20 protein-coding genes and 1 pseudogene are annotated in these 25,190 nt (G+C 71.0%); 8 read left to right on the forward strand and 13 right to left on the reverse strand.

Annotated features, from left to right (window positions below; genetic code table 11):
- Window positions 1–337: 337 nt before the first annotated feature.
- From ACFY9I_RS15185 to ACFY9I_RS15195, 3 genes are all read right to left on the reverse strand, one after another.
- Window positions 338–1,462: a GNAT family N-acetyltransferase gene (locus ACFY9I_RS15185; RefSeq protein ID WP_391001637.1), complete on the reverse strand. Its 1,125-nt coding sequence runs from the start codon at window positions 1,460–1,462 to the stop codon at window positions 338–340.
- Window positions 1,463–1,465: 3 nt separating this feature from the next.
- A complete protein-coding gene (locus ACFY9I_RS15190) occupies window positions 1,466–1,855 on the reverse strand; it encodes a hypothetical protein (RefSeq protein ID WP_391001639.1) in 390 nt (129 codons plus the stop codon).
- A 215-nt stretch (window positions 1,856–2,070) separates the two neighbouring features.
- A complete protein-coding gene (locus ACFY9I_RS15195) occupies window positions 2,071–3,276 on the reverse strand; it encodes a S8 family serine peptidase (protein WP_391001641.1) in 1,206 nt (401 codons plus the stop codon).
- Between the two features lie 314 nt (window positions 3,277–3,590).
- On the opposite strand from ACFY9I_RS15195, the gene ACFY9I_RS15200 reads away from it, so the two are divergent.
- Window positions 3,591–4,409: a GDSL-type esterase/lipase family protein gene (locus tag ACFY9I_RS15200; protein WP_391001643.1), complete on the forward strand. Its 819-nt coding sequence runs from the start codon at window positions 3,591–3,593 to the stop codon at window positions 4,407–4,409.
- On the opposite strand, the gene ACFY9I_RS15205 is transcribed toward ACFY9I_RS15200, so the two are convergent.
- The 4 genes from ACFY9I_RS15205 to ACFY9I_RS15220 form a co-directional block, all read right to left on the reverse strand.
- Window positions 4,393–6,123, reverse strand: a complete 1,731-nt coding sequence (locus tag ACFY9I_RS15205; protein WP_391001645.1) for a protein kinase — start codon at window positions 6,121–6,123, stop codon at window positions 4,393–4,395. The two genes, ACFY9I_RS15200 and ACFY9I_RS15205, sit on opposite strands and share 17 nt — an antisense overlap.
- Before the next feature lie 66 nt (window positions 6,124–6,189).
- On the reverse strand, window positions 6,190–8,034 hold the full coding sequence (locus ACFY9I_RS15210) for a nickel transporter (protein WP_391002109.1): 1,845 nt from the start codon (window positions 8,032–8,034) through the stop codon (window positions 6,190–6,192).
- Between the two features lie 14 nt (window positions 8,035–8,048).
- Window positions 8,049–9,764, reverse strand: a complete 1,716-nt coding sequence (locus ACFY9I_RS15215) for a tetratricopeptide repeat protein (RefSeq protein ID WP_391001647.1) — start codon at window positions 9,762–9,764, stop codon at window positions 8,049–8,051.
- Window positions 9,765–9,900: 136 nt separating this feature from the next.
- Complete coding sequence (locus ACFY9I_RS15220; protein WP_391001649.1) at window positions 9,901–11,427, reverse strand: DUF4331 family protein; 1,527 nt, start codon at window positions 11,425–11,427, stop codon at window positions 9,901–9,903.
- 265 nt (window positions 11,428–11,692) lie between these two features.
- Here ACFY9I_RS15220 and ACFY9I_RS15225 point away from each other — a divergent pair, with 265 nt between their 5' ends.
- The 3 genes from ACFY9I_RS15225 (at window position 11,693) to ACFY9I_RS15235 (ending at window position 13,455) form a co-directional block, all read left to right on the forward strand.
- A complete protein-coding gene (locus ACFY9I_RS15225; protein WP_391001651.1) occupies window positions 11,693–12,235 on the forward strand; it encodes an ECF RNA polymerase sigma factor SigK in 543 nt (180 codons plus the stop codon).
- 34 nt (window positions 12,236–12,269) lie between these two features.
- Entirely contained in the window at window positions 12,270–13,073 is an 804-nt protein-coding gene (locus tag ACFY9I_RS15230) for an anti-sigma factor domain-containing protein (protein ID WP_391001653.1), read from the forward strand.
- Between the two features lie 115 nt (window positions 13,074–13,188).
- The gene (locus tag ACFY9I_RS15235; RefSeq protein WP_391001655.1) at window positions 13,189–13,455 is read left to right on the forward strand and encodes a hypothetical protein; all 267 of its coding nucleotides are present in this window, start codon (window positions 13,189–13,191) and stop codon (window positions 13,453–13,455) included.
- A gap of 39 nt (window positions 13,456–13,494) precedes the next feature.
- On the opposite strand, the pseudogene ACFY9I_RS15240 reads toward ACFY9I_RS15235, so the two are convergent.
- From ACFY9I_RS15240 to ACFY9I_RS15250, 3 genes and pseudogenes are all read right to left on the reverse strand, one after another.
- Window positions 13,495–14,036 (reverse strand): annotated as a pseudogene (locus ACFY9I_RS15240) (CoA transferase); the annotation flags it as partial.
- A gap of 126 nt (window positions 14,037–14,162) precedes the next feature.
- Window positions 14,163–14,945 carry an ABC transporter permease gene (locus ACFY9I_RS15245; protein ID WP_391001657.1) on the reverse strand — a complete coding sequence of 261 codons (783 nt, stop codon included), beginning with the start codon at window positions 14,943–14,945 and terminating at the stop codon, window positions 14,163–14,165.
- The gene (locus ACFY9I_RS15250; protein ID WP_391001659.1) at window positions 14,942–15,910 is read right to left on the reverse strand and encodes an ATP-binding cassette domain-containing protein; all 969 of its coding nucleotides are present in this window, start codon (window positions 15,908–15,910) and stop codon (window positions 14,942–14,944) included. Before ACFY9I_RS15250 ends, ACFY9I_RS15245 begins: the two co-directional genes overlap by 4 nt.
- 64 nt (window positions 15,911–15,974) lie before the next feature.
- Here ACFY9I_RS15250 and ACFY9I_RS15255 point away from each other — a divergent pair, with 64 nt between their 5' ends.
- A complete protein-coding gene (locus ACFY9I_RS15255) occupies window positions 15,975–16,682 on the forward strand; it encodes a TetR/AcrR family transcriptional regulator C-terminal domain-containing protein (protein WP_391001661.1) in 708 nt (235 codons plus the stop codon).
- A gap of 30 nt (window positions 16,683–16,712) precedes the next feature.
- On the opposite strand, the gene ACFY9I_RS15260 is transcribed toward ACFY9I_RS15255, so the two are convergent.
- Genes ACFY9I_RS15260 through hmgA form a run of 3 tightly spaced genes read right to left on the reverse strand, consistent with a single transcriptional unit; the run spans window position 16,713 to window position 20,013 of the window.
- Window positions 16,713–17,906, reverse strand: a complete 1,194-nt coding sequence (locus ACFY9I_RS15260; protein ID WP_391001663.1) for a type ISP restriction/modification enzyme — start codon at window positions 17,904–17,906, stop codon at window positions 16,713–16,715.
- A gap of 12 nt (window positions 17,907–17,918) precedes the next feature.
- Window positions 17,919–18,668 (reverse strand): UTRA domain-containing protein, encoded by a 750-nt coding sequence (locus ACFY9I_RS15265; protein ID WP_391001665.1) that lies wholly within the window; start codon window positions 18,666–18,668, stop codon window positions 17,919–17,921.
- A 28-nt stretch (window positions 18,669–18,696) separates the two neighbouring features.
- Window positions 18,697–20,013 (reverse strand): homogentisate 1,2-dioxygenase, encoded by a 1,317-nt coding sequence (gene hmgA / locus ACFY9I_RS15270; protein WP_391001667.1) that lies wholly within the window; start codon window positions 20,011–20,013, stop codon window positions 18,697–18,699.
- A 358-nt stretch (window positions 20,014–20,371) separates the two neighbouring features.
- Here hmgA and ACFY9I_RS15275 point away from each other — a divergent pair, with 358 nt between their 5' ends.
- The 3 genes from ACFY9I_RS15275 to ACFY9I_RS15285 all read left to right on the forward strand — a co-directional run bounded on the left by ACFY9I_RS15275 (window position 20,372) and on the right by ACFY9I_RS15285 (window position 25,139).
- On the forward strand, window positions 20,372–20,989 hold the full coding sequence (locus ACFY9I_RS15275) for a TetR family transcriptional regulator (protein ID WP_391001669.1): 618 nt from the start codon (window positions 20,372–20,374) through the stop codon (window positions 20,987–20,989).
- A 315-nt stretch (window positions 20,990–21,304) separates the two neighbouring features.
- A complete protein-coding gene (locus tag ACFY9I_RS15280) occupies window positions 21,305–23,560 on the forward strand; it encodes a molybdopterin-dependent oxidoreductase (RefSeq protein ID WP_391001671.1) in 2,256 nt (751 codons plus the stop codon).
- 121 nt (window positions 23,561–23,681) lie between these two features.
- Window positions 23,682–25,139, forward strand: coding sequence for a citrate:proton symporter (locus ACFY9I_RS15285; RefSeq protein ID WP_391001673.1), 1,458 nt, complete (start codon window positions 23,682–23,684; stop codon window positions 25,137–25,139).
- Window positions 25,140–25,190 lie beyond the last annotated feature (51 nt).

Genomic DNA, 25,190 nt, shown 5'->3' on the forward strand with positions numbered 1-25,190 from the left:
TCTCGTCCGGTGAACCACCCGCCCCCGGGTGGTCCGGCCTTGGTCCGGTTCGAAAGGGGGGTTCTCACTCACGGCACGCGAAATCGATCTCCGTGCATGCCGGGTGAGCTGGCAAAAGCCGGCCGACTGTCCGACTCGGCAGTCGGTCGCGCGGCACGACTCGGCGACCAGTGCGGCCACCGAGCACGGCACCCCCCTACCGCGCCCCGCGCCGGACCGTCGCGCTCCTCGAGCCCTCCCCTTGGAGCGTGCGCCGACGGACCGATGCGGGTGGATGTACAACGATGTAAGACGGTATTGATGGTTGAGCCCGTATGGCAAGGCCTAGTACCAGGCCTCACGTTTTCGTTGTTGTGTCCGTTACCTGACCTCCCGACCGGATTCTTCCCATCCGCTTGAGGAGCCTGTCGGCCGGTTCGAACAGTTCCGGCCGCGCCAGAACGGTGTTGCGCAGCGCCCGGACCGGGGCTCGCCGAGCCCGGTGCCCGAGCGCCACCGGATGGCGTCGGGTGACCCACCCCTCCGACACGGAGATCTCCCGTGTCTTCAGGGAGTTCTTGTACTGCTTCTGGCCCCGGCCCAGATCGAGGTAGGCGATACCGTCGGCGGCGCCTTCCTCGGCCATGTGCAGATGCAGGAGCAGCCCCGGCGAGAACCTCGAGAACGCCGGGTCGTACGCCGGGAACCAGCACGTCAGCACCCGCTCGGAACGCAGCCCGAAGTGGGCCGCGATCGGCTTGTCGTCCGCGTAGAGCACCGACAACTGGCCGGCGAAGGAGTCGGAGCGGGTGTGGAAGAGCTGGTGCACCAGCCGGATGATCCACGGGTGGGCGAAGCGGTCGCCGCGACCCGTCCTGCGGTACTGCGCCGACTTCCAGGCCATCAGCGTGCGCAGGACACCGGGGTCGCGCTCGTCGTGCACGTAGCGCACCTCGTTCACCGCGCGGCCGAGCCGGCGTTCCTTGGCGAACGTGGACCGGATGAACTTCCCCGAGCCGGCGGCCCGCAGTTGGCCGAGGTAGGCCTCGTAGCCCTGCTCCAGGTCCATCACCGGGGACGGGAAGGTGCCGGTCACATGCGCCGCGAACGGCGTCTGCCCCTCCGCCAGATGGTCGAACTCCCACACCGCGAGCCCGCAGGCCCGCAGCAGTTCCTGGGCGTCCCAGGTGAAGCCGGGGCGGTGGACCACGCCCTGGCAGTCGGAGAGGCCGAGGCCGACGGCCCTGCCCACCCCGACGGTGGATCTCTGGTACGGGAAGAAGGCCGCCGGTTCACCGTCCTCCCGTACGACCGCGATCCGCACCCCGCGCCGGCAGCGGCCCACCGCGAGGGCGAACTCCGGGGACAGGAACGGGTTCGCCAGCTCGGGCGCGCCGTGCAGATGGGCCTTCGACTGCAGAGCGGTCCAGGCCGCCCGGTCGGCGGCGGTCAGTTCGCCGGGGCGGTACACACTGATGTCCACGTCTCAGGTCCGTCTTCTCTCCGTACGGGCGCCGAGGCGCCGTACCAGACTCGGCAGGATGACGAGCGAGCTGATCACGGTCACGGCCGTGATCCCACCGGTCACCGACCACGAGTGGGTGGCGATCATGCCCTGGGCGACGAGGAGGTTCACCGCGATCGCGCCCGCGACGGACGCCACGACCCGGCCGAACGGCTCCAGTCCGCGCAGTACGGCTCCGATGGCGGCTGCTGGCGCGACAAGGAGGAAGAACAGGGTGAACGGGCCGCGCAGCACCGAATCCGAGTCGGCGAACGCGAGCACCGCGCCGACCCCCGCGACGGCGACGGCCACGCCGGCCAGCAGTGGACCGCCACTGCCGGACAGAGATGGCTTGATACCTATGGTCTGCATTGGCGACTTTGCCCCCTGAAGCGCCGGATGCCGGGCTTCAATGTCGCTCAGCGGGCGCGGAGGAGTCAATACGTCGAGACGTGCCACGAGCGACCGTGAGCCGCTGTGCGTGGCACCGGCGAAGACAGCGGTGCCCGCCCACGAAGAATCCCTGGAGGCATACCGCGCCTCCAGGGAAACTTCCGTTCACAGCGGAGCGGTCGTCCTCGTGGGGTTTACGGGACGATCTGCAGCAGACGGTTCGGGGAACCGGTGCCGGGGCTGGTGACCTTGCCGGTGACGGCGCCGGAGGTCAGGGCCGTGGCGACCTGGGCCGGGGTGGCCGAGGTGTGGCCCGCCAGGTAGACGGCGGCCGCGCCCGCGACGTGCGGGGTGGCCATCGAGGTGCCCGAGATGGTGTTGGTCGCGGTGTCGCTGGTGTGCCAGCCGGCCGTGACCGACGAACCCGGGGCGAAGATGTCCAGAACCGATCCGTAGTTGGAGTAGCTCGCCCTGGCGTCCGTGCTGGTGGTCGCGCCGACCGTGATGGCCTCGGTGACCCGGGCCGGGGAGTACGAGGAGGCGTTGGCGCTGCTGTTGCCGGCCGCGACGGCGTAGGTCACACCGCTGGATATGGAGTTGCGGACGGCCGTGTCGATGGCGGTGGAGGCACCGCCGCCGAGCGACATGTTGGCGACCGACGGGCCGCTGTGGTTGGCGGTCACCCAGTCGATGCCCGCGACGACACCGGCCGTGGTGCCCGAGCCGGCGTTGTTCAGCACGCGGACGGCCACGATCTTCGCCTTCTTGGCGATGCCGTAGGTGGAGCCCGCGATCGTGGAGGCCACGTGCGTACCGTGGCCGTTGCCGTCCTGTGCCACGTTGTCGTTGGAGACGGCGTCGTAGCCGTTGACCGCCCGGCCGCCGAACTGGGAGTGCGAGATGCGCACGCCGGTGTCGATGACGTACGCCGTCACACCGCTGCCCGCGCTGTCCGGGTAGGTGTACGTGCCGGAGAGCGGCAGTGACGCCTGGTCGGAGCGGTCCAGGCCCCAGGGGGCGTTGGGCTGGGTGGCGTCCACGGTGAAGACCTGGTCCTGCTCGACGGAGGCGATCTCGGGGTCGGCGGCGAGTCTCTTCGCCTCCGCCGCCGAGAGCTCGGCCGCGTAGCCGTTGAGCGCGGACTTGAAGGTCCGCTTCACCGTGCCGCCGTACTCCTCGACCAGGTCCTTGCCCGCGCTCGACGCGGTCTTGAGGCCCGCGCCCTTCTTGAGCGTGACGATGTAGCTGTCCTTGATCGCTGTGGGGGAGCCGGCCGCGAGCACCTTGCCCTCGGCCGGGGCGGCCTGGGCGGGCAGGGTGGTGAGGCCGCCGAGCAGGGCGGCGGTCGCCATGGTGGTGACGGCGGCGACTCGCATGTTCTTGATACGCAGTTGTGCCATTACGAGGGAGTCCTCCTCATAGGCGGCGCGTGCCCGGGTGAGGCGCGCGTCTGTGGGGGGTGCGTGCGGGGTCGCACTCACGGCCTGGAGCGTCGCGTTCCGCTCGCGGCTGTAAGCAGAGTGGGTTCTCTACGGGCGTGGCTCAAGGGAGTTGAGTAGTTGTCATGTTTCTGTCACATGGGTGTAATGAAACGAGGGGTGAAGGAGGTGGGTACGTTCTGTTGCGAGCGGGAAAGTATTGACATGAACACTTCCAATCAACACGCGTAGTTGCTACGACGGTTGAGGCAGAGATCCTGCTATAGGGAGGTTCCATGAGACGTTCCCGATTTGCGGCATGCATGTCCTCGCTCCTCCTCGCCGTCGGCGTCGCCCTCACCGGGGCCACGACGGCGCAGGCGTCCCCCCAGGCATCCCCACAGGCCGCCGCCACCGGTTATGTGGCGCTCGGCGACTCCTACTCCTCGGGTGTCGGCGCGGGGAGCTACCTCTCCTCGAGCGGCGACTGCAAGCGCAGCACGAAGGCCTACCCGTACCTCTGGGCGACCGCCAACGCTCCCTCGTCCTTCGACTTCACGGCCTGCTCGGGCGCCCGAACGGGTGATGTTCTGGCGAGTCAACTCGGGCCGCTGGGCCCGAACACCGGACTGGTCTCGATCACGGTCGGAGGCAACGACGCCGGCTTCGCCGACGTGATGTCCACCTGCGTCCTGCAGTCCGACAGTTCCTGCGTCTCACGCATCAACACGGCCAAGGCGTACGTCGACTCGACGCTGCCCGGCCAACTGGACAAGGTCTACTCGGCGATCAGCGCGAAGGCACCGGCCGCCCATGTGGTCGTGCTCGGCTACCCCCGCTTCTACCAGCTGGGCGGCACCTGCGCCGGCCTGTCCCAGACCAAGCGGTCCGCCATCAACAACGCGGCGGACTACCTGAACACCGCCATCGCCAAGCGCGCCGCCGACCACGGCTTCACCTTCGGCGACGTCCGCCCCGCCTTCACCGGGCACGAACTGTGCTCCGGCAGCGCGTGGCTGCACAGCCTCAACCTGCTGAACGTCGGCGAGTCCTACCACCCGAAGGCCGCGGGGCAGTCGGGCGGCTATCTGCCGGTGTTCAGGAACGCGGCCTGACGGCCGCCCGGTCGAGCGCTCCCGCCTCGTCGTCCTGATAGCTCTGTTCCTCGGAGTTCTCCGAGTCGGAGGGGGAGGTCCCGCCCGTGGTCGGGGCCTCCCCCTCGCAGGTCACCGAGAGCGCGACGGTGTTGGACCGGGTGGACACCGGACCCCGCACCTCGACGCTGATCTCGTCCGTGAAGCTCTCGGACGTCGAGACGACGACCTGGTCCTGCCGGGTCTTCTCACCACCGGACTCGAACGACAGCGTCTTCCAGCCGGGGTCCTCGACCTCCCCGCTCTTCGCCACCCAGCGGTAGTCGACCTCCACAGGCAGGCTGCCGACGGTGAACGTCGCCGTGAAGGTGGGCGCCTCGGCGTCCGACGGCGGACAGGCACCGGAGTACTCGGTGTTCGCGCCCTCGACCGTCACCTTCACGGACCGGGCGGGCGGCTCGCTGGTCGTCCCCTCGTCGTCAGGGGTCTTCGAGGGGGTCTCGCCGTCTTCGCTCGTCGTCTCGCCACCGCCGGGCTCCTCGCCCGTACCCCCGTCGCTCGTCTGGTCGTTCGTGCCGCCCACGGTGCCCTCGCCGTTGGTGGGGTTCCCGTCGTTCCCGCCGTCGTCGCTGTTGAGCAGCGTGTAGGTGAGTCCGGCGACGGCGAAGGCGATCGCCGCGATACCGGCGATGAGGAAGACGAGGGCACGACGGTTGCGGTCCGGTTGTCCGGCGGGCACCGCGGACGGGTGGGTCGTGGCGGCCGGGGCCGGTTGCGGGGGCCCGAACCGGTGGGTGCCGGCCCCGGGGGCCGTGCGCGCGCCCGGACTTGGGGAGTCGGCGGCCGTCGGGCGGTAAGGGGCGGACGCGACCGTGTCGGAGCGCGGGGTGCCGCCCCCGGAGGGGGTGCCCCCGGCGGCGATGATCCGCAAATCCTGTTCCGCATGCCCGGCGGAGATCCGCTCGGCCGGATCCTTGCGCAACAACCCCTCGATCACCGCAGCGAGCGGGCCGGCGCGGTGCGGCGGCGGCAGTTCCTCGTCGACCACCGCGCGCAGGGTGCTCAGCGGAGTGTCCTGCCGGAAGGGGGAGTTGCCCTCGACCGCCGCGTACAGCAGCACACCGAGCGACCACAGGTCCGACTCGGGACCCGGCGTACGCCCCAGCGCGCGCTCCGGGGCGAGGAACTCGGGGGAGCCGATGACCTCGCCGGTCATCGTCAGCGCGGAACTGCCCTCGACCATGGCGATACCGAAGTCGGTGAGAACGACCCGGCCGTCGTTGGACATGAGCACGTTGGCCGGTTTCACATCCCGGTGCAGGACCCCCGCCTCGTGCGCGGCGCGCAGCGCGGCCAGGACCTCGGCGCCGATGTGGGCGGCGCGCTGCGGGGGGAGGGGGCCCTCGGCGTCCAGGAGGTCGGCGAGCGAGAGCCCGCGCACCAGCTCCATCACGATCCAGGGGCGGCCGTCCTCCACGGCCACGTCGTACACCGTGACGACGTTGCGGTTGGCGACCCGGGCGGCCGCCCACGCCTCCCGCTCCAGACGGGCGTACATCCGCTCGACGTCGGACACCGGGATACCGCCCGGCGCCCGCACCTCCTTGACCGCGACCTCACGGTGCAGAACCTCGTCGCGGGCCCGCCACACGGTTCCCATGCCGCCCTCGCCCAGCGGGGTCAGCAGCCGGTAGCGGCCCGCGATCACACGTTCACTGCCCGGTTCTTCGGACACGGACCTCCCCCGTCCCTCGCAGCCACGTGCAATCTCCGCTCCGTGCGTTTTCTCCACAAAAGTAGCTCAGAGGAACGCGGATGCCGCCCCCTTGAACACCAAACCAGCCCCGAGGGCGACGACCAGCAACGCCGACGCCAGCGGTACGGTCCTGCGCATCAGCGCTGCCGTCGGCCCGCCGAGCCGGCCCTCGCCCTTGTCCAGCATCCGCGTCACCCAGCCGCCCGCCTTGACCACGGCGTAACCGGCCGCCGTCAGCGTGAGCGCCAGCCCGATGCCGTACGCCAGCACGAGCAGCAGCCCGAACCACGCCTTCCCCAGCGCCGCCGCGCCGACCAGCACGACCACGGCCGAGGGGCTCGGCACCATCCCGCCCGCGAAACCGAGCAGGATCGTGCCTCGCAGGGTGGGCGCGGTGGGGTGCGTGTGGGTGAAGCCGCCGTGGGTGTGGGTGATGCCGCCGCCGAAGAGGGAGCGCTTTTCGGCGGGGGAGTCGTGGTCGTGGTCGTGGCCGTGGCTGTGGCTGTGGCTGTGGCTGTGGCTGTGCTTGTGGTCGCGACCGGGGTCGTGCTGGGGGGCGGGGGTGTGGCTGTGCGGGTGGGCTTCGCCGTGAGGGTCGGCTTCGCCGTGCGCGTGGGTGTGTGTGGGGGCCTGGGCGTGGGCGAGTACGAGCTCCCGGTCGGGCTCGGGTGCGTGGTCGTGCGTGGGGGAGTGGTCGCCCTCATGTCCGTGCCCGTGCCCGTGCCCATGGGCGTGGGAGTGGGAGTGCCCGTGCTCCTGACTGTGGTCGTGGTGATGCCCGTGGTCATGGCCGTGCTCGTGGCCGTGATCGTGCCCGTGCCCGTGCCCGTGCTCGTGGCCGTGTGTGTGGCCCTGCTCGTGCCCATGGCCCAGCGCCAGCTTGCGGTTCAGCCATGCCCGGCGGGCGAGTGTCACGCCCGCCGCCAGGACGAAGAGGCCGCTGGCGATGGAGAGCCAGGTGATCACGGCCGGGGCCGCGGCGGAGCCGGCGAGGACGAGGAGGCCGAGGGCTACCACGCCCAGGGTGTGGGTGACGGTCACGGACGCGGCCATGGGCAGGACGTCACGCATCCGGGCCCGGTCGCGGGCGGCGGCCGTAGCGGCCATCAGGGTCTTGCCGTGGCCGGGGCCCAGCGCGTGCAGGGCGCCCAGGAACATCGCGATCCCGAAGGCCAGGGCGCCGAAGCCGAGGGTGAGGTCCTGGCTGGAGACCAGGTCGTCCAGCGCCCGGGTCCAGCGGTCCGCGCCGCGCGGCAGGATCGAGGCGCCGGGCGCGTCGCTCCGCTGCTCGGACAGCGCCGGGCCGCCGGGCTCCACCTGGAGGGAGGCCGTCGCCGTGTCCTCCGGTGACTGCAGCAACTCCACCGGGTAGTCGGTGAGTCGCTTCGACACCGACTCCTCGGGCACGTCCGACCCGGTCAGTGTCATCCGGTCGCCCTGGGCGGTGACCTCGCGCCAGCCGGGACCGGAGTCCACGGCGGCGTGGAACCGTACGTCGGCTGCCCGGTCCGGCAGCGCGGCCGTCAGCCGGCACTCCACGCGCAGCGTCTTCAGCCCCGCCTGGCCCGGCCGCTCCTCGGCCCCGCTGGACCTGAGCGTCACCTCGACGGCACGTCCGTCGACCGTGACCTCACTGCCCTCGGTGGCCTTCTCACACCGCTCCCGGGCCCAGTTCTCCTTCCCCTGCCGCTCGACGGCGGGCGCGGCCTGGGTCGCCGGGATCTCCGCCAGGTCCTCGACATGGAAGATCCTGAGCTGTCCCGGGGCGGCGACCAGACCGTCGTACCGGTTGACGGTGAAGTTGCCGAGCGGGTGGGCGCTCGCACTCCCGGTGGGGACGAGGACAAGCGCGCAAGCGGCCAGGAAGACCGCCGTGCAGGAGGCGAACATGCGCCGGGGCAGGGTCACTTGACGGCCTCCAGGGCCTTCAGGGTCGTGCGGGCCTCGGCCGCGCCGAGCGGTGAGAAGCCGGCGTTGAGGTCCAGCGCCGCCTTCAGTGAGGTCCGGGCGTCCTGCTTGTCGCCGGCCGCGTACTCGACCATGCCCCGGTGATACAGGAACGTCGCGTCCGCGTATCCGGTGGCGGTGGCCCGGCGGGCGTACGGCAGGGCCTCCTCGTCGCGGCCGTTGACATGCAGCGCCCAGGCGAGGGCGTCCGCCGTGTGGACCGTCTCCCGGCGTTTCCACTCGGCCTCGGCGGCCTTGAGCGCGGCCTTCCTGTCGCCGTGGTCGGCGGCGGCGAGTGCGGTGTCCAGGTCGGCGTTGACGCCGTTGGAGCGGGCGATGGCCGTGTAGGCGTCCACCAGCCTGTACTGGTCGCCCGCCTTGGTCCTGTCGCCCTTCGCCTCGTACAGCTCGCCGAGCACCACGAGCGGTCCCGGCAGCGGGTAGCCGGACACGACCTGCTCAAGGCCGCGGATCGCCTCGGCGGTGTCACCGCTGGCGGCCTGGGCGCGGGCGCGGCCCTCCAACGCCGGAAGGTAGGTGTCGTCGGCGCCGAGGGCGCGGGCGTAAAGGTCGAGCGAGGCCCTGTAGTCGCCCTGCTTCCACGCGAGTTGACCGAGCTGGGTGGCCACGTAGGCGATGTCGCCCCTGGTCACCGCCGAGTCGAGCGCCTTCTCCAGCACCCGTCGTGCGGTCCTCACGTCGCCGCGCAGTTCGTGGACGTAGGCGTAACGGGTGAACACGGGGATGCCGGGGCGGCGGGTGTCGGCGAGTCGTACCGCCGTGAGCGCCTCGTCGTAGCGGCCGAGTTCGACGAGGGCGTCGATCCGGCTGCACAACGCCCGTTCGCTGTACGGGTTCTCCTTCAGCGCCCGGTCGGCGTACCGCAGGGCGTCCTCGAACTCGTGCCGAGCGGCGGCGAGGGCGGCGAGACCCGCGAGCGCCGGGTCGTTGTCGGGTCGCAGCTCCAGCGAACGCCCCAGGGCCTTCTCCGCCTGCGGGTAGCGGGAGGGGTCGCCCTTGACGCGGGCCTGCTCGACATAGGCGAGACCCAGCGTGGACCAGGAGCCGAAGTCCTTGGGCTGTTCCCTGAGATGGGCCTGCAGCGCCTTGACCGACGTGTCGAGGTCACCACCGGCGAGCTGCGCCGCCGGGACACCGGGCGAGGTCGACATGGACACCGTACGGTCGTCGTCCCGGGCACCCAGCGCCACCGCGAACCCGGTGAACGCGACGGCAAGCGCGGCCGCGCACGCGGTCAGCCGCAGCAGCCGCCGCCGGGCCGGCTCGGGTTCGGGCCGGCGATCGGGCTCGGCGGGCCGCCCGGGGAGAGACACGCCGGACTGCGTGCCGGGTTCGGTGATGTCGTCGCGCTCAGGACCGCACCCGGCGTCAGGCGCCGGACCGGTCACGGGGCCGGACTCGCTGGTGCGGCCGTGTTGTGGGCCCGGCTCGGCGTCGGATGCCGGGTCGTCGGTGGAGCCGTACTCGGCGGTGGAGCTGTGCTCGGCGGTGTCGCCATGCTCGGGGCCGGACCCGGCGTCGGACCCGGCGTCGGACGCGGGGCCGGAGCCGGGGCCGGACCCGGCGAGGTCGCGCCGGTCGTCCTCGGGAGCCCCCTCGCCGGGACGCGGACGCCCGTCCTGCGACGCGCTCTCGTTCGTACGCGGGGGCATGCCCTCTCCTCAACATCCTTGCCGAGTGCGGTGATCGTGGTCGTGGGGCGCTGCCCGCACCATGGGGATGGATACGAGCGGGCCGCGCCGGTCACGGTGGACCGGGCCCGATGGGGGAGGGCCCGGTCGGGGCGGACTAGTAGTACGCGCGGTCGTTGCGACGGCGCCACCACAGCAGGCCCGTGCCGATGAGCAGCACACCGGCCGCGCCGGCGCCGGCCGAGGTCGCGATCAGCGTGGTGTCGTCCATGCCGCTCGCCTCGACACCGCCGCCGAGCGCGCTGCGCACGTTGTTCGTCGTGTTGCCCTTGACGGTCTTGCCGCGCGAACCGGCCGTCGGCAGACCGACGTACGGGAAGGACTTGCCGAACTTCTTGTCGTTCTTGTCGACCGCGTCACCCAGGTCGTTGGGGGCGTCGACCAGTTCGCCCTCGACGACCTGCAGCGCGATGTCGATCACGTCGTCGGTGAGCCGGCGTCCGTTCGGGAAGCCCTGGTTGTCGCCGTCCAGCACACCGAGCCGCTTCGGCTTCGCGGTGGGCTCGATGGAGGTGTTGAGGCGCAACTGCTCCGACGGGGTCACGTGCGGCGGCTGGTTGAGGCCCTCGACGCCCTTCAGGAAGACGTCGACGAGGTCGTTGCGCGGCGTCTTCGGCGCCGGGATCTTGTAGATCGCCTCGATGAGCTTCGGCAGCTCGGGCTCGGTGACGTTCTTCAGGAACTGGGCGTCGTCCGCCGGCGAGGACGCGTTGAACTTGTCCTTGTCCGCGATCGGGTTGACGACCTCGTTCACCAGCGGCATGCCCAGGCGCGAGACCTGGTGGTACTGGCCGTCGGCGCCCTGGCGCTGGGTCGTCGACCAGATGCCGACGATCGGCTGGTCCTTGGACTGGACGAGCGCGTCGCTCGGGACCTGAAGGGCGATCGAGTTGACGTTGTAGCCCTTGAGCGTGTCCCGCCCGACTTCGGAGAGGTCACCGCCGTACAGCAGGTCGAAGACCCGAAGGTCCAGGAAGAAGGGGTCGTCGGCCTGGCCGGCGTACGTGGTCACCCCGCTCGCCGTCTTGTACACGGCCTCGTCGCGCAGCTTCCTGAAGTCCGGCATCGACGCCTTGCCGACGTTCGACGGCGCCACCCACACGTCGTCCGCGAGCTTGGTCCTGGAGACCGCCCGGCGGTTCTTCAGCTTGATGAGGTCGATGTCGTACGTCTGCGTGATGTTCAGGTCAGGGTCGTCGAGGCTCTCCACGACGCCCGTGTTGTACAGGAAGGTCTTGTCGTTCTTCGTCTTCGTCCGGAACGTGTACCGGAAGATGAGGTCTTCCTGGGCGTCGCCGTCCTGGTCGACGCGGATGTCGTACTCCGCGTCCTCGGAGAAGGTGAAGAAGTTCGGTCCGCCCGCGGGCTCCTCGAAGGGGATCCAGTTCGCGATGACGGTCGTCGTGTCCGGCTTGTCGGGGCTGACGAACGCGTACACGTCGGTGTTGTCGAACTGGGGCTCCCCGGAGATCAGCGGGGCCTCCCGGTGGCTGGAGGCGGAGGCCGCCCCCGGCTCCAGCACGGTCACGCCGGCGGCCGCGAGTCCTCCGGCGGCCAGCGAAGCACAGATGAGGGACGCGATGCTCCGCCGTCCCGCGCCGCTCCTGGAAGTAGGTGTCGTCATGCCGTCCGTCCTCTGTCCCAACTTGCCTGACGAACGCCATTCGGTGCGGTCGGCAGGGTGGATTGGTCGAATCCCAAACGTTCTTACGGCGCGTTTGAAAGGTTGTTTCAGTGGAGAGCGCGATTCGTTGATCCGATGTTCGGATGGGTCGACCGGCGACCCGCGTTTTGGGCAGGCTGATCCGTAACCCCATCCGGAGGTGGGTCGGTTGCGAATGCCTTACGCGCGGGGATGGCCGCGCTCGGCCGGAGGCGAGGGAGGGCGAGTGGAGGCGGACAAGCTTCTGGTCCGGGTGGCCGGAGGCGACCAACGCGCGTTCGAGGAGCTGTACGCACTGGTGTCCGGCCCGGTCTTCGGGCTGGTCCGCCGGGTCGTGCGGGACCCGGCGCAGTCGGAGGAGGTGGCTCAGGAGGTGCTGCTCGAACTCTGGCGCTCCGCGGGCCGGTTCGACCCCGCTCGCGGCAGCGCCCTGTCCTGGATACTCACCCTCGCGCACCGGCGCGCGGTGGACCGGGTGCGCAGCGCCCGCGCCGCCACCGAGCGCGAGCAGCGCGAGGGACGGCGCAACCACCACCCCGCGTTCGACCAGGTCGCCGAGGAGGTCGAGGCCGGACTCGAACGCCAGTGGGTGCGCCACTGCCTGGAACGGCTCACCACCCTCCAGCGCGAGTCGGTCACCCTCGCCTACTACGACGGCTACACCTACCGTGAAGTGGCCGAGCGGCTCTCCCTGCCGCTCGGCACGGTCAAGACCCGTATGCGCGACGGACTCACACGGCTGCGCGAATGCCTGGGAGGAGTCGCATGAGCGCCCTGATCGGCCGGCCCGGGGGAGGCGCGGCATGAGACTGTTCCGCCGCGAGGACCTCCACTCGCTCGCCGCTCCCTACGCGCTCGACGCCCTGGACCCCGACGAGCGGCGTCGCTTCGAGAGACATCTGGAGCGCTGCGACCGCTGTCCCGCCGAGGTGCGTGCCCTGTCCGAGGACGCGGTCCGGCTCGCCTGGTCGACCGCCGCCCCGGCGCCGGCGGCGATGCGCGACCGGGTCCTCGCCGCCGTACGCAGCACACCGCAGGCCGCTCCGGCCCAGGCACGCCCCCAGCAGCATCTGCCGCCGCATGTGTGGGGCACCGCGCCGCCGCCGAAGTCGCGCGCCCGTGCGCCCCGTATGCGCTCCTTGTTCGTCCCGCTGGCCACCGTCACGGCGGCCGCCGCGCTCGTCGTGGCGTCCCTCTTCGCCGTCCAGGCGAACCGGGCTCAGGACCGACTGGCCGCCGAGCGCGCACAGGCGAGTGAGATCGCCCACGTTCTCGCCGCGCCGGACGCCCGCGCCACCAGCGACCGGGACGCGGAGGGCCATCAAATCGGAGTGATCGCTTCCGCCGAGGAGGGGAGCGCGATCGTGACCCTCAGCGGATTCGAGGACCTCTCGGACGGTCAGGTGCACCAGCTCTGGCTCATGCGCCCTGACGTGCAACCGCGCTCCCTGGGGCTCTTCGACGGCGACACGCCCTTGGTCACGAGCGGAATGAGCACCGACGCGACGTCACTCGCCGTGACCGTCGAACCCGACGGTGGGTCACCACAGCCCACCAGCCAGCCGATTGTCCAACTCGCCCTGGATTCGGTCGGATTCGGAGAGTAATCAACAACGCCCTTACTGGGTAGGTGAATACCAGGACTGTGATTCCCGAGTGCTCCAACGGGGCGATATGGTTACGCTGCCCGGGCCGGGTGGACTCGTACGGGTGGGGAGTGACATGGAACAGATAACAGTGCGCAGGGCGCGAGTCCCTGCGATCACCTGCGGGAGCAGCGCGACCAGTTCGCGCCTCGACCGCCATCTCTCGGTGCTGAGCGGCCCAGCCGTGCCACAGCGTGAGGCGGCCGAGGCGACCTCGCTGATGCGCGAGATAACGTCACGCTCCCCGCAGGAGCGCAGCGGCCGCAAGGACACGCGCCTCGGCAGGGTCTCGCTGTTCGCCCCCCTGAAGAGGCTGCGCCGCTCGCTGTTCGGCAGCCGCTAGCACCACCGCACCAAGGGCTTTCCCCGCGAGGGCCCGCGCTCAGCCAAGCACACCGTCCCGGCGTAGCGCTGCGATCTCGTCGTCCGCCATCCCCACGGCACGCAGCAGCGACTCGGTGTGCTCCCCGAGCGCGGGCACCGCACCCATCCGCGCCTCGTCCCCGCCCGGCAGCGATGCGTTCCCCTGGTTCGAGCGAAGTCGAGAAATGGGGGAGGGAGGCAGTAACGCCCTGAGCGGCCCCACCGGTGCACCCACTTCCCGCCACCGGTCCCGGGCCGCCGACTGCGGATGTCCCGCCACCTCCGTGACGTCCCTGAGCCGCGCACAGGCGATCCCCGCCGCCTCCAGACGCGCCACCGCCTCGTCGGCGTGCAGCACCCCCAGCGCCCGCGCGATCAGTTCGTCCGTACGCCCCCACCGGCGGGCGACCCGCGCAGCGCCGCGTTCGTCGCGAACGCCGGGTCGCCCATCAACTCCGGCCGCCCCAGCACCTGTCGGGCCAGCCGCCGCCACTCCCGGTCGTTCCGCACCGACAGCAGCGCCCGCCCGCCGTCCGCCGTGGGGTACGCGTCGTACGGAGCGGGCGGCAGGCTGGACGCATGCCGTGGATCATGTCCCCGCCGGGGCGCGGTTGTCACCGGGGAGTGCCGCGTGTCACGCGCGCCAGGGTCGGCGGGGTCCGGCCCGTCCCCCGAACGGGCCGGAGGTCACCTGGGTCCCGCCGCGTAGGTGCGGACGGCGAGCGGTACGAACACCGCGAGCAGCACCGCGCACCAGATCAGCGACCCGGCGACCGGGTGCGCCACCGGCCAGGCGGCGCCGTCGGGCACGGGCGCGTTGCCGAAGAGGTCGCGCAAGGCCGTGGTCACCGCGCTGATCGGGTTCCACTCGGCGACCGTGCGCAGCCAGCCCGGCAGACCCTCGGTCGGGATGTACGCGCTGGAGAGCAGCGGCAGCAGGAAGGTCGCGCCGCCCAGCTGGCCGGCCGCCTCCTCGTTGCGGGTCAGCAGGCCCAGGAAGATGCCGATCCACACGGCCGCGAACCGGAACAGCAGCAACAGCGCGAACGCCCCGGCCGCCGCGAGGGCGCTCCCCTCGATCCGCCAGCCCACCGCGAGCCCGACCAGCAGGAATGGCACGGTCCCGGCGGCCGTGACGACCACATCGGCCGCCGCCTGCCCGAGCGGTACGGCGGCCCGGCTCATCGGCAGCGTACGGAAGCGGTCCATGACGCCACGGTGCGTGTCCTGAGCGGCCTGGAACATACCGGTCATGATCCCGCCGGCCGCCGTCGCCACCAGCAGGCCGGGGACCAGGAACCGCCGATACTCCTCACCCGGTACCGCGAGGGCGCTGCCGAAGACGTACCCGAAGAACAGCAGCATCGAGACGGGCATGGTCTGGGTGAGGATCAGCAGCCCCGGGTTGTTGCGGACCCGCCGCAGCTGCCGGCCCAGCATCGCCGTGCCGTCGTACGCCAACGCGCTCATGCCGCACGCTCCTCGAGGTCGCTGAGGTCTGCCGGGGCGCCCTCGGTGAGGCGGAGGAACACATCGTCGAGGGTGGGCGGGCGCAGGCTCGCGTCGAGCAACGGCACGCCCGCCGCGTCGAGTTCCCGCACCAGCCGGGGGAGTGTGAGCGTCGGGTCCAGTGCGATCACGCCGACGGTGTGCCGGTCGTGGTCGAAGGACGGTTCCGTGCCGGTCAGTTGGTCGAGGACACTCGCCGCGGCGGTCATCGCGTCCGGGTGGGCCACGACGACCTCCGCGTACGATCCGATGAGCGCCTTGAGTCGGGGCGGAGAGCCGCTGTGCGCGATCCGGCCCCGGTCCATCAGCACGATCCGGTCGGCGAGTTGGTCGGCCTCCTCCAGGTACTGCGTGGTCAGCAGCACGGTCGTCCCCTCCGCCTTCAGGGCGCGCACGGCGTCCCAGGTCTGGTTGCGGCTGACCGGGTCGAGGCCGGTGGTGGGCTCGTCGAGGAAGAGCACCGCCGGATTCCGGATGAGACTGGCCGCGAGGTCCAGCCGGCGGCGCATGCCGCCCGAGTAGGTGGAGGCCGGCCGGTCGGCGGCCTCGGTCAGGTCGAAGCGGTCGAGGAGTTCGGCCGCGCGGCCCGCCGTGTCACGGACCCGGTGCAGCCGCGCGAACAGCCGAAGGTTCTGCCGTCCGGTGAGGTCTCCGTCCACCGACGCGTACTGCCCGGTCACCCCGATCGCCGCGCGCACCGCCCCCGGCTCCCGCACCAGATCGTGCCCGGCGATCCGCGCCGACCCCGCGTCCGGCCGCAGCAGCGTCGCCAGCAACCGTACGGCCGTCGTCTTGCCCGCCCCGTTCGGGCCCAGCATCCCGACCACCGTGCCCTCCTCCACGGCCAGATCGAGACCGCGCACGGCATGGACGTCCCCGAAACGCTTCTCTAGACCCTCACTAAGTACAGCGTACGTAGTAGTCATGAGGGTGACCATAGCGCATTACGTACGCTGTACGTAACTAGGATGGTGGCCGAGGTGATGATCGATGGCTGGCCGAGCGGCCCGACCCGAAGTGATCTGGGCGCGCCCCGAACGCACCGGCCGAGGCCCGAGGCCCGCGTTCACCCGCGCGGACATCGCGGCGGCGGCCGTGCGCCTCGCCGATGTGGGAGGCCTCGACGCGGTGTCCATGCGGCACGTCGCGGCCGAGCTGGGCTGCGGCACGATGTCGCTGTACAACTACGTGCCGCGCAAGGAGGACCTGCACGAGCTGATGGTCGACGCGGTCGGCGGTGAGCACGAGCTGTGGGAGCCGAGCGGGGACTGGCGGGCCGACCTGCGGCGGGTGGCCCATCAGACGCGGGCCCTGCTGCGCCGGCACCCCTGGATGCCGCGGCTGATGTCACCGGTCTACGGGTTCAGCCCCAACGCGCTGCGGTATCTGGAGCACTGTCTGGCCTGCATGGACCCGCTGGAGGCGCCGTACGGGACCAAGATGCAGCTTCTGGGGATGCTCAACGGGTGTGTGACGACCTATGTCTCGACCGAGCTGGCGGCGGCGGAGCGGGTGCGTTCACTGCCGTGGTCGCAGGAGCGGGAGAACGAGGTGCGGATCGCCTACCTCGGGAGTCAGATCGCTTCCGGGGCGTACCCGCGTATGGCGGCGGCGTTCATGGAGGACTCGGGGCCGATCGACATGGAGGCCGCCTTCGAGTGGATGCTGGGGAGGGTGCTGGATTCGTTCGCGCCGTAGAGGCAAGCAGAAGCCTCGTGCCCGGGCTCCTCAGAGAAGCGTGCCCTGGCCCTCCGGGCCCTCCTCGTGGTGGTCCAGTACGGAGGCGGGTCTGCGGGCGGTTTCCGGGACCGGGAGTACGCCCGCCCGGCGCAGATCAGCCGTCGTGATCGGCTGCTCGACCGTCAACTCGGCCTGGGTCGACTCCAGTTCCGCCAGCAACGTGAGCACGGTGATCAGCTCCAGCAGCTCCGACGTCCAGCTCTGCGGCCAGGTCGGTGGGCGGATCGCCTCCAGCGTGCCCGGCTCCGCCTGCCCCGTTCTGCGGGTGAACCATTCCTCCAGGACGCGCACGCCGCCCACCTGGAAGTCCCAGGCCTCGGCGGGGACGGGGGAGATGCGGCCCTCGTCGATGAGAAGGGCCTCCTCGTCGCGGTCGTGGACCAGCTCCACGGGGCGGGAGGGGAGCGGGGCACGGACGTAGGGGCGGCGGCCACCGGGGAGTTTCGGGCGGTCGCCGTTCCGGCGCATCAGCCAGAGGGCACGGCGGCCCAGTCCGACGCCCCGGGACCAGACCTCCGGGTCCGCGGTGAGGGGGACCTCGACGCGGTTCGGACCGGGGCGTGCGGCCACCAGGGTCCAGGCGAGGATATCGAGCGCCTCGACGGGGGCGCCGCCGAGCCGCTCGCCGACGTACTCCGCGAGCCCCGGGGCCAGGTTCGGCTCCAGGCCGCCGGGTCGGCGGTACAGCGGGCGGACGCGGCCGACGCGTGGGCCGCGGACCGGGGCGAGCGGGAGGAGGGACGACGCGAGGAGCAGGGGGCCGGAGGTACCCGGAGCGACAGTCTGCTCGACCACGAAGACCTGCCGCTCGTCCGCCACCCGCCACAGCTCGGGGCGGGCGGAGTCGATCAGACGGTGGTCGGGGATGAGCCACTGCTCGTCGTACGGGGCGGCCAGGACCCGTACGGGCTCGGGGCAGGGGCCCGACTCGCGGGCCAGCCTGCCGGTGGCGCTGGACTGGCCCGGCAACTGGGTCACCGCCGAGGTGAGAGTACGGGAGCGGGTGGGGAGGAACAGGGCCTCGCGGTCCGGTCCCTCTGCCTTCACCAGGGTGTCCCAGCGGGCCTTCAGGGAGGCCGCGTCGGGGGCCGTCGGCCAGCCCCGGCCCAGCCGTGGCGGTGCGACGGACCACGGCATGAGGTCCGCGAGCGGCGGAGCGTCGTCGTGCGTCACGCTGGGCATCGTACGACCTCGTCAGTGGGCGTCGAGGGTCACGGTGAACGAGAAGCGGTCGCCGCGGTAGTGGATGACCGCCACGTCGAGGACGCTGCCTGACTCGTCGTAGGTGACGCCCGTGTAGTGGAGGATCGGGCTGAGCAGCGGGACCCGCAGGAGCCGGGCCGTCTCCGGGTCTGCGATGCGGGCCTCGACGGTGTCGGTGATCCGGGCGATGTCCACACCCACGACATCGCGCAGGACCTTGGTCATCGGCCAGCGGAGCAGATCGTCGCTGTCGATGCGTTCGGCCAGCTCGGGGCGGACGTAGTTGCGGGCGTGGTTGGTGGGCTCGCCCGTCCTCTCGTCGCCGCGCAGCCGGTGAAAGGTGGCCACCTCGGTCAAGTCCGGGAAGTACTGCGAGAGTTCACCCGGCAGGGGGAGGCTGCCCTGGTCCAGCAGCTCCGTCGTCATGCCCGACTGCTGGGCCACGATCGCGTCCACCGAACCGAGGAGCCGTACGGGCGAGCCCCGCCGCGCGCTCGGCTCGATGAACGTGCCGCGCCGGCGGTGCCGGGTGATCAGCCCCTCGTCCTCCAGCTCCTTCAGCGCCTGCCGCATGGTCAGCACGCTCACCCCGTAGTGCCCGGCCAACTGCTCCTCGGTGGGCAGCCGCAGGGGAGCCTGGGGCGAGCGGCCGAGTATCGAGGCGCGCAGGGACTGCGACACCTGATACCAGAGCGGCAGTTTGCGGTTCAGGACGATCGAGTCCGGAGCGAATGAGGTCACGACGGTATCCGTACCCGGCGGGACAGGTTCAGTGCAACGGGCCGAAGTGGCGCTGGAGTCCGGACCACACCTCGTCGTACCCCTGCTGGAGGTGCTCCGCCCGAGCCGCCTGCGCGGTCGTGAGGATCGGCCAGCGCGTCTCGAACATGAAGGCCAGCCCGTCGTCGACCCGTTGCGGCGCCAGCTCCGCCGCGCTCGCCCTGTCGAAGGTCTCCCGGTCCGGTCCGTGCGCCGACATCATGGTGTGCAGCGAGCCGCCACCGGGCACGAACCCCTCCGCCTTGGCGTCGTACGCGCCCTCGATCAGGCCCATGTACTCGCTCATCACGTTCCGGTGGAAGTACGGCGGCCGGAACGTGTCCTCGCCGACCAGCCAGCGCGGTGCGAAGACCACGAAGTCCACCCCGGCGAGGCCCGGGGTGTCCGACGGCGACGTCAGCACCGTGAAGATCGACGGATCCGGGTGGTCGTACGAGATCGTCCCGATGACGTTGAAACGGCGCAGGTCGTAGACGTACGGCGTGAGGTTCCCGTGCCAGGCGACGACATCGAGGGGCGAGTGGTCGTATGTGGCGCTCCACAGGTTCCCGCAGAACTTGTTGACCACCTGCACCGGGCCCTCGGCCTCCTCGTACGCGGCCACCGGTGCTCGGAAGTCACGCGGGTTCGCCAGGCCGTTGGCGCCGATCGGGCCGAGGTCGGGGAGGCGGAAGGCGGCACCGTAGTTCTCGCAGACATAACCCCGGGCGGAGGCGTCCAGGAGGTCGACGCGGAAACGGACGCCCCGGGGGATCAGGGCGATCTCGCCGGGCTCCGCGTGCAGCAGTCCGAACTCCGTGCGCAGGAGGAGGCCGCCGTCCTCGGGGACGATCAGCAGTTCGCCGTCCGCGTCGCTGAAGACACGCTCCATGGCGGAATTGGCGTGATACAGGTGCACGGCCATGCCCGCGCGCTGCGCCGCGTCGCCGTTGCCGCCGAGCGTCCACAGCCCTCGCAGGAAGTCGGTGCCCGCCGGAGGCTCGGGGAGCGGGCTCCAGCGGAGGCGGTTGGGGTCGGGGACCGTCTCGGTGAAGGGGGCCGAGCGGAGCGTGCCGTTGTCCGTGCGGGTGAACGCGGGATGCGCGGCCGAGGGGCGGATCCGGTAGAGCCAGGAGCGGCGGTTGTGCGCCCTCGGCTCGGTGAACGCGGTGCCGCTGAGCTGCTCCGCGTACAGGCCGAGCGGGGCGCGCTGCGGGGAGTTGCGGCCCTGCGGCAATGCGCCCGGCACGGCCTCCGAGGCGTGTTCGTTCCCGAAACCGGAGAGGTACCGCAGCCCCTCGGCCGTCTTCCTCGCGTCCCCGCTCATGCCCGCTCCCTCGCGCTCCTGATTCCTATGCTTCACCGTAGGATTCGGCCGGTGCGGGCGCAAGGGGACAGGGCGGCACCGGACGTCGGGGGCAGGGCGGCAACCGGAGTCGGGGGCAGGGCGGCAACCGGACATCCACGGGGCGTCGACAGATCGGGTGCATCGGGCGGAGCGGGAGAACCGGACCGGGAGGGGATCCGTCCTGTCAGTGCGGTGCTCTAGTCTCCGGGCAGGCTGTGGGCGTGCGGATGTTCGTCGTCCATGTCGCTCCACTGCTGAGCGGGATCGGCGGTACCGGCCGTACTGATATTCGGACAGCTCATCGGAACAGCTCATCGGACCTAGGCGGAAAGGCATCATGAAGCCCGTGTCCCAGGCGACCTCCCTGCGCCGCGCACCCGTGCAGCGGCGCAGTGCCGAACGACTGACCAGGATCCTCGACGCCTGCGCCGATCTCCTCGACGAGGTGGGCTACGACGCGCTGAGCACGCGCGCGGTGGCGCTGCGCGCGGGTGTGCCCATCGGCTCCGTCTACCGCTTCTTCGGCAACAAGCGCGCGATGGCCGACGCGCTCGCCGAACGCAACCTGGACCGCTTCACCGACGGTGTCACCCGCCGCCTCCAGGCGACGGGCGGGCGGGACTGGCGCACCGCGATGGACGCCGTCCTCGACGAGTACCTCGACATGAAGCGCAACGCCCCAGGCTTCGCCCTCATCGACTTCGGCAACCAGATCCCGGTAGGCGGCGGCCGTCAGGAGCCCAACCACCGGGTCGCCGACCGCCTGTCCGAACTGCTCTCCGCGTTCATCGACCGGGCCCCCGACGAGGATCTCCGCCGTACCTTCCTCATCGCCGTCGAGACCGCCGACACCCTCATCCATCTCGCCTTCCGGGTTTCCCCGGGTGGCGACGAGCGGATCATCCAGGAGATGCGTGAACTGCTGCGGGCGTATCTGGCGCGCGTGCTGGACTGACCCGCTCCTGGACTGACTCGCTCCTGGACCGGCACGCGTCTTGGAGCGGCGTGCGTCTTGGGCCGGTGTGCGTCATGGCCTCGTGCGTTCCTGGGTCGGCACGCGTCCTTGTTCGGCACGCTTCGGGGCCGGCGTGTTCCTGGGCCGGTGTGCTTGCCGGCGGCGCGCGTGCCGGAGGTCCCGCCGTTTCCCGGCCGACTCGCGGTGGGGCCTCCCGGAGTCGCATACCGCTCGGTATGCTCGGCCTCGGCGTCGCGTGCCTTCCTCGCGGCGACCGTCCGAGCGTCACCGCCGCCGCCCCCTCCGGGAGGACCCGTGTCCACCACCACCGACTCCCACACCGCCCTGCGCGTCTGCCCCCTCTGTGAGGCGACCTGCGGGCTGACCCTCACCATCGAGGGCACCCGCGTCACCCATGCCCGCGGGGACCGCGACGACGTGTTCAGCAAGGGGTTCATCTGCCCCAAGGGCGCCTCGTTCGGGGCCGCCGACGCGGACCCCGACCGGCTGCGCACCCCGCTGGTCCGCCAGGACGGGGAACTGCGGGAGGCCACCTGGGAGGAGGCCTTCGACGCCGTCGCCGCCGGCCTCAGGCCCGTCGTCGAGGCGCACGGGCCGCACGCCGTCGGCGTCGTTCTCGGTAACCCGAACGTCCACACCATGGCCGGCGCCCTCTACCCGCCGGTCCTTCTCGCCGGCCTCGGCACCCGCAGCCTGTTCACCGCCTCCACCGTCGACCAGATGCCCAAGCACGTCTCCAGCGGACTGCTCTACGGCGACGCCCACGCCATCCCCGTGCCTGACCTCGACCGCACCGACCATCTGCTGCTCCTCGGCGCCAACCCCCTGGAGTCCAACGGCAGTCTGTGCACCGCCCCCGACTTCCCCGGCAAGCTCAAGGCCCTCAAGGCGCGCGGCGGCACCCTCACCGTCGTCGACCCGCGCCTGACGCGGACGGCCAAGCTCGCCGACCGGCACGTGGCGATCCGCCCCGGCACGGACGCGATGCTGCTCGCGGCGATGACGTACGTCCTCTTCGAGGAGGACCTCGTCGACCTGAAGGGCCTCGCCGCGCATGTGCAGGGGGTCGAGGAACTCTCCGACGCTGTACGGGAGTTCAGCCCCGAGGCCGTCGCCGGAGCCTGTGACGTCGACGCCGGCACCGTCCGCGCGCTCGCCCGGGAACTGGCCGCCGCGCCCACCGCCGCCGTATACGGTCGCATCGGAAGCTGCACCGTCCCGCACGGCACCCTCGCGAGCTGGCTGGTCGACGTGCTCAACATCCTCACCGGCAACCTCGACCGGCCCGGCGGCGCCCTGTTCCCGCACTCCGCGACGGACAGGACCCCCCGGCCCGCCGGACCCGGCCGCGGCTTCGCCCTCGGTCGCTGGCACAGCCGGGTCAGCGGCCACCCCGAGGCCAAGGGCGAACTGCCGCTGTCCGCGCTCGCCGAGGAGATCGACACCGCCACGCCCGAGGGCAGCCCCGTCCGCGCCCTCATCACCGTCGCCGCCAACCCCGTGCTCTCCGCCCCCGACGGCGACCGCCTCGACAAGGCCCTCGGCTCCCTGGACTTCATGGTCAGTGTCGACCCGTACCTCGGCGAGACCGCCCGCCACGCCGATGTCGTACTGCCCCCGCCGCCACCCTCGCAGGCCCCGCACTTCGACTTCGCCTTCAACTCCTTCGCCGTGCACAACCAGGTCCGCTACAACCGGGCGGCCGTTCCTCTGGAAGCCGGCCGCATGGCCGAGACGGAGATCCTCGCCCGGCTGACCCTCGCCGCCACCGGTATGCACGGCGCCGACCCCTCCGCCGTCGACGACCTGGTCATCGGCCAGACCCTGGGCAAGGCCGTCAAGGAGGCCCACTCACCCGTCCACGGCAGGGACCCGCAGGAGCTCGCGGCCCAACTCACGGGCGAGAGCGGCCCCGAGCGCCGGCTCGACATGATGCTGCGCCTCGGCCCGTACGGCGACGGCTTCGGCGCCGACCCGGACGGCCTGACCCTGCACAAGCTCCTCGCCCACCCGCACGGCATCGATCTCGGGCCGCTGAAGCCGCGTCTGCCGCAGCCGCTGAAGACGGTCAGCGGCAGAATCGAACTGCTGCCGCAGCCGATCGTCGACGATCTGCCGAGACTGCGCGCCGCCCTGCGGGAGCGCCCGGACGGTCTGGTCCTCATCGGCCGCCGCCATCTGCGCTCCAACAACAGCTGGTTGCACAACATCCCCGCCCTCACCGGCGGCAGCAACCGCTGCACCCTGCACCTCCACCCCGACGACGCCGAACGCCTAGGAATCGCCGACGGGGACGCCGTACGCATCAAGGGCGCCGGGGGAGAGGTCACCGCTCCCGTCGAGGTCACCGACGCCGTACGACAGGGCGTCGTGAGCCTTCCGCACGGCTGGGGACACGACCGTCCCGGCACCCGGATGAGCCACGCCGCGATCGACCCCGGGGTGAACGTCAACCAGCTCCTCGACGGCTCCCTGCTCGACCCGCTGTCCGGCAACGCGGTCCTCAATGGCATATCCGTGGAGCTGTCCCGAGCAGGCGCAACGCTGTGACCAGGAGTTCTGCGCTTATTGCTCGCATGTCAACGTCTTGTTAACGCTTGTGGAGCCGCCCTAACGTCGTCGCACCGCCGGTGCCCTGGTGGGAGTTCAAGGGCGAACGTTAGGTATCCACATGTTGACCATCCTCGGCTTCACCATGATCGCGACCTTCCTGGTCCTGATCATGATGAAGAAGATGTCGCCGATCGCGGCGCTCGTACTGATCCCGGCACTTTTCTGTGTGTTCGTCGGAAAGGGTGCCCACCTCGGCGACTACGTCATCGAAGGGGTGGGCAACCTCGCGCCCACCGCCGCGATGCTGATGTTCGCCATCGTCTACTTCGGCCTCATGATCGACGTCGGTCTCTTCGACCCGATCGTGCGAGGCATCCTGAAGTTCTGCAAGGCCGACCCGCTGCGCATCGTCGTCGGTACGGCCCTGCTGGCCGCGATCGTCTCGCTGGACGGCGACGGCTCGACCACCTTCATGATCACGGTCTCGGCGATGTACCCGCTGTACAAGCGCCTGAAGATGAGCCTGGTCGTGATGACCGGTGTCGCCGCCACCGCCAACGGCGTGATGAACACCCTGCCTTGGGGCGGCCCGACCGCCCGCGCCGCCACCGCGCTCAAGCTCGACGCCGCCGACATCTTCGTCCCGATGATCCCGGCGCTCCTCGTCGGCCTGCTCTTCGTCTTCATCCTCGCCTACGGCCTCGGCCTGCGGGAGCGCAAGCGCCTCGGGGTGCTCAGCCTCGACGAGGTGCTGGAGCAGGAGAAGATCGTCAAGGACGAGGAGAAGTCCGAGTCGGAGGAGACCGTGCTGGTCGGCGCGGGCGCTTCGTCCGCCGCCGCCGGCTCCGGCGACGACAAGGGCCGTACGACGAAGACCACGGGTGGCGCGGGCTCCGGCACCGACGCCGAGGACGACGACGCGGACGACGTCCGCCTCCAGGGCCTGGACCCCAACCGCCCGACGCTGCGCCCCAAGCTGTACTGGTTCAACGCGCTGCTCACGGTCGCGCTGCTCACCGCCATGATCATGGAGTGGCTGCCGATCCCGGTGCTGTTCATCCTCGGTGCCGCGCTCGCGCTGACCGTCAACTTCCCCCACATCCCCGACCAGAAGGCCCGCCTCGCCGCCCACGCCGACAATGTCCTGAACGTCTCCGGCATGGTCTTCGCCGCCGCCGTCTTCACCGGCGTCCTCCAGGGCACCGGCATGGTCGACTCGATGGCCAAGTGGATCGTCGACGGCATCCCCTCCGGCATGGGCCCGCACATGGCTCTGGTCACCGGTTTCCTGAGCCTGCCGCTCACCTACTTCATGTCCAACGACGGTTTCTACTTCGGCGTCCTGCCGGTCCTCGCCGAGGCCGGCGCCGCCCACGGTGTCTCGCCGCTGGAGATCGCCCGCGCCTCGCTCGTCGGCCAGCCGCTGCACATGTCGAGCCCGCTCGTGCCGGCCGTGTACGTGCTGGTGGGTATGGCCAAGGTCGAGTTCGGCGACCACACCAGGTTCGTGGTGAAGTGGGCGGCCGTGACCTCGCTGATCATCCTCGCCGCGGGCATCCTCTTCGGCATCATCTGACCGTGGAACCCGACCCGTTCGCACCGGAGCGCTCATCCTTGTAGGAGGACC

Source organism: Streptomyces sp. NPDC012510 (assembly GCF_042955065.1).
GTDB lineage: Bacteria > Actinomycetota > Actinomycetes > Streptomycetales > Streptomycetaceae > Streptomyces.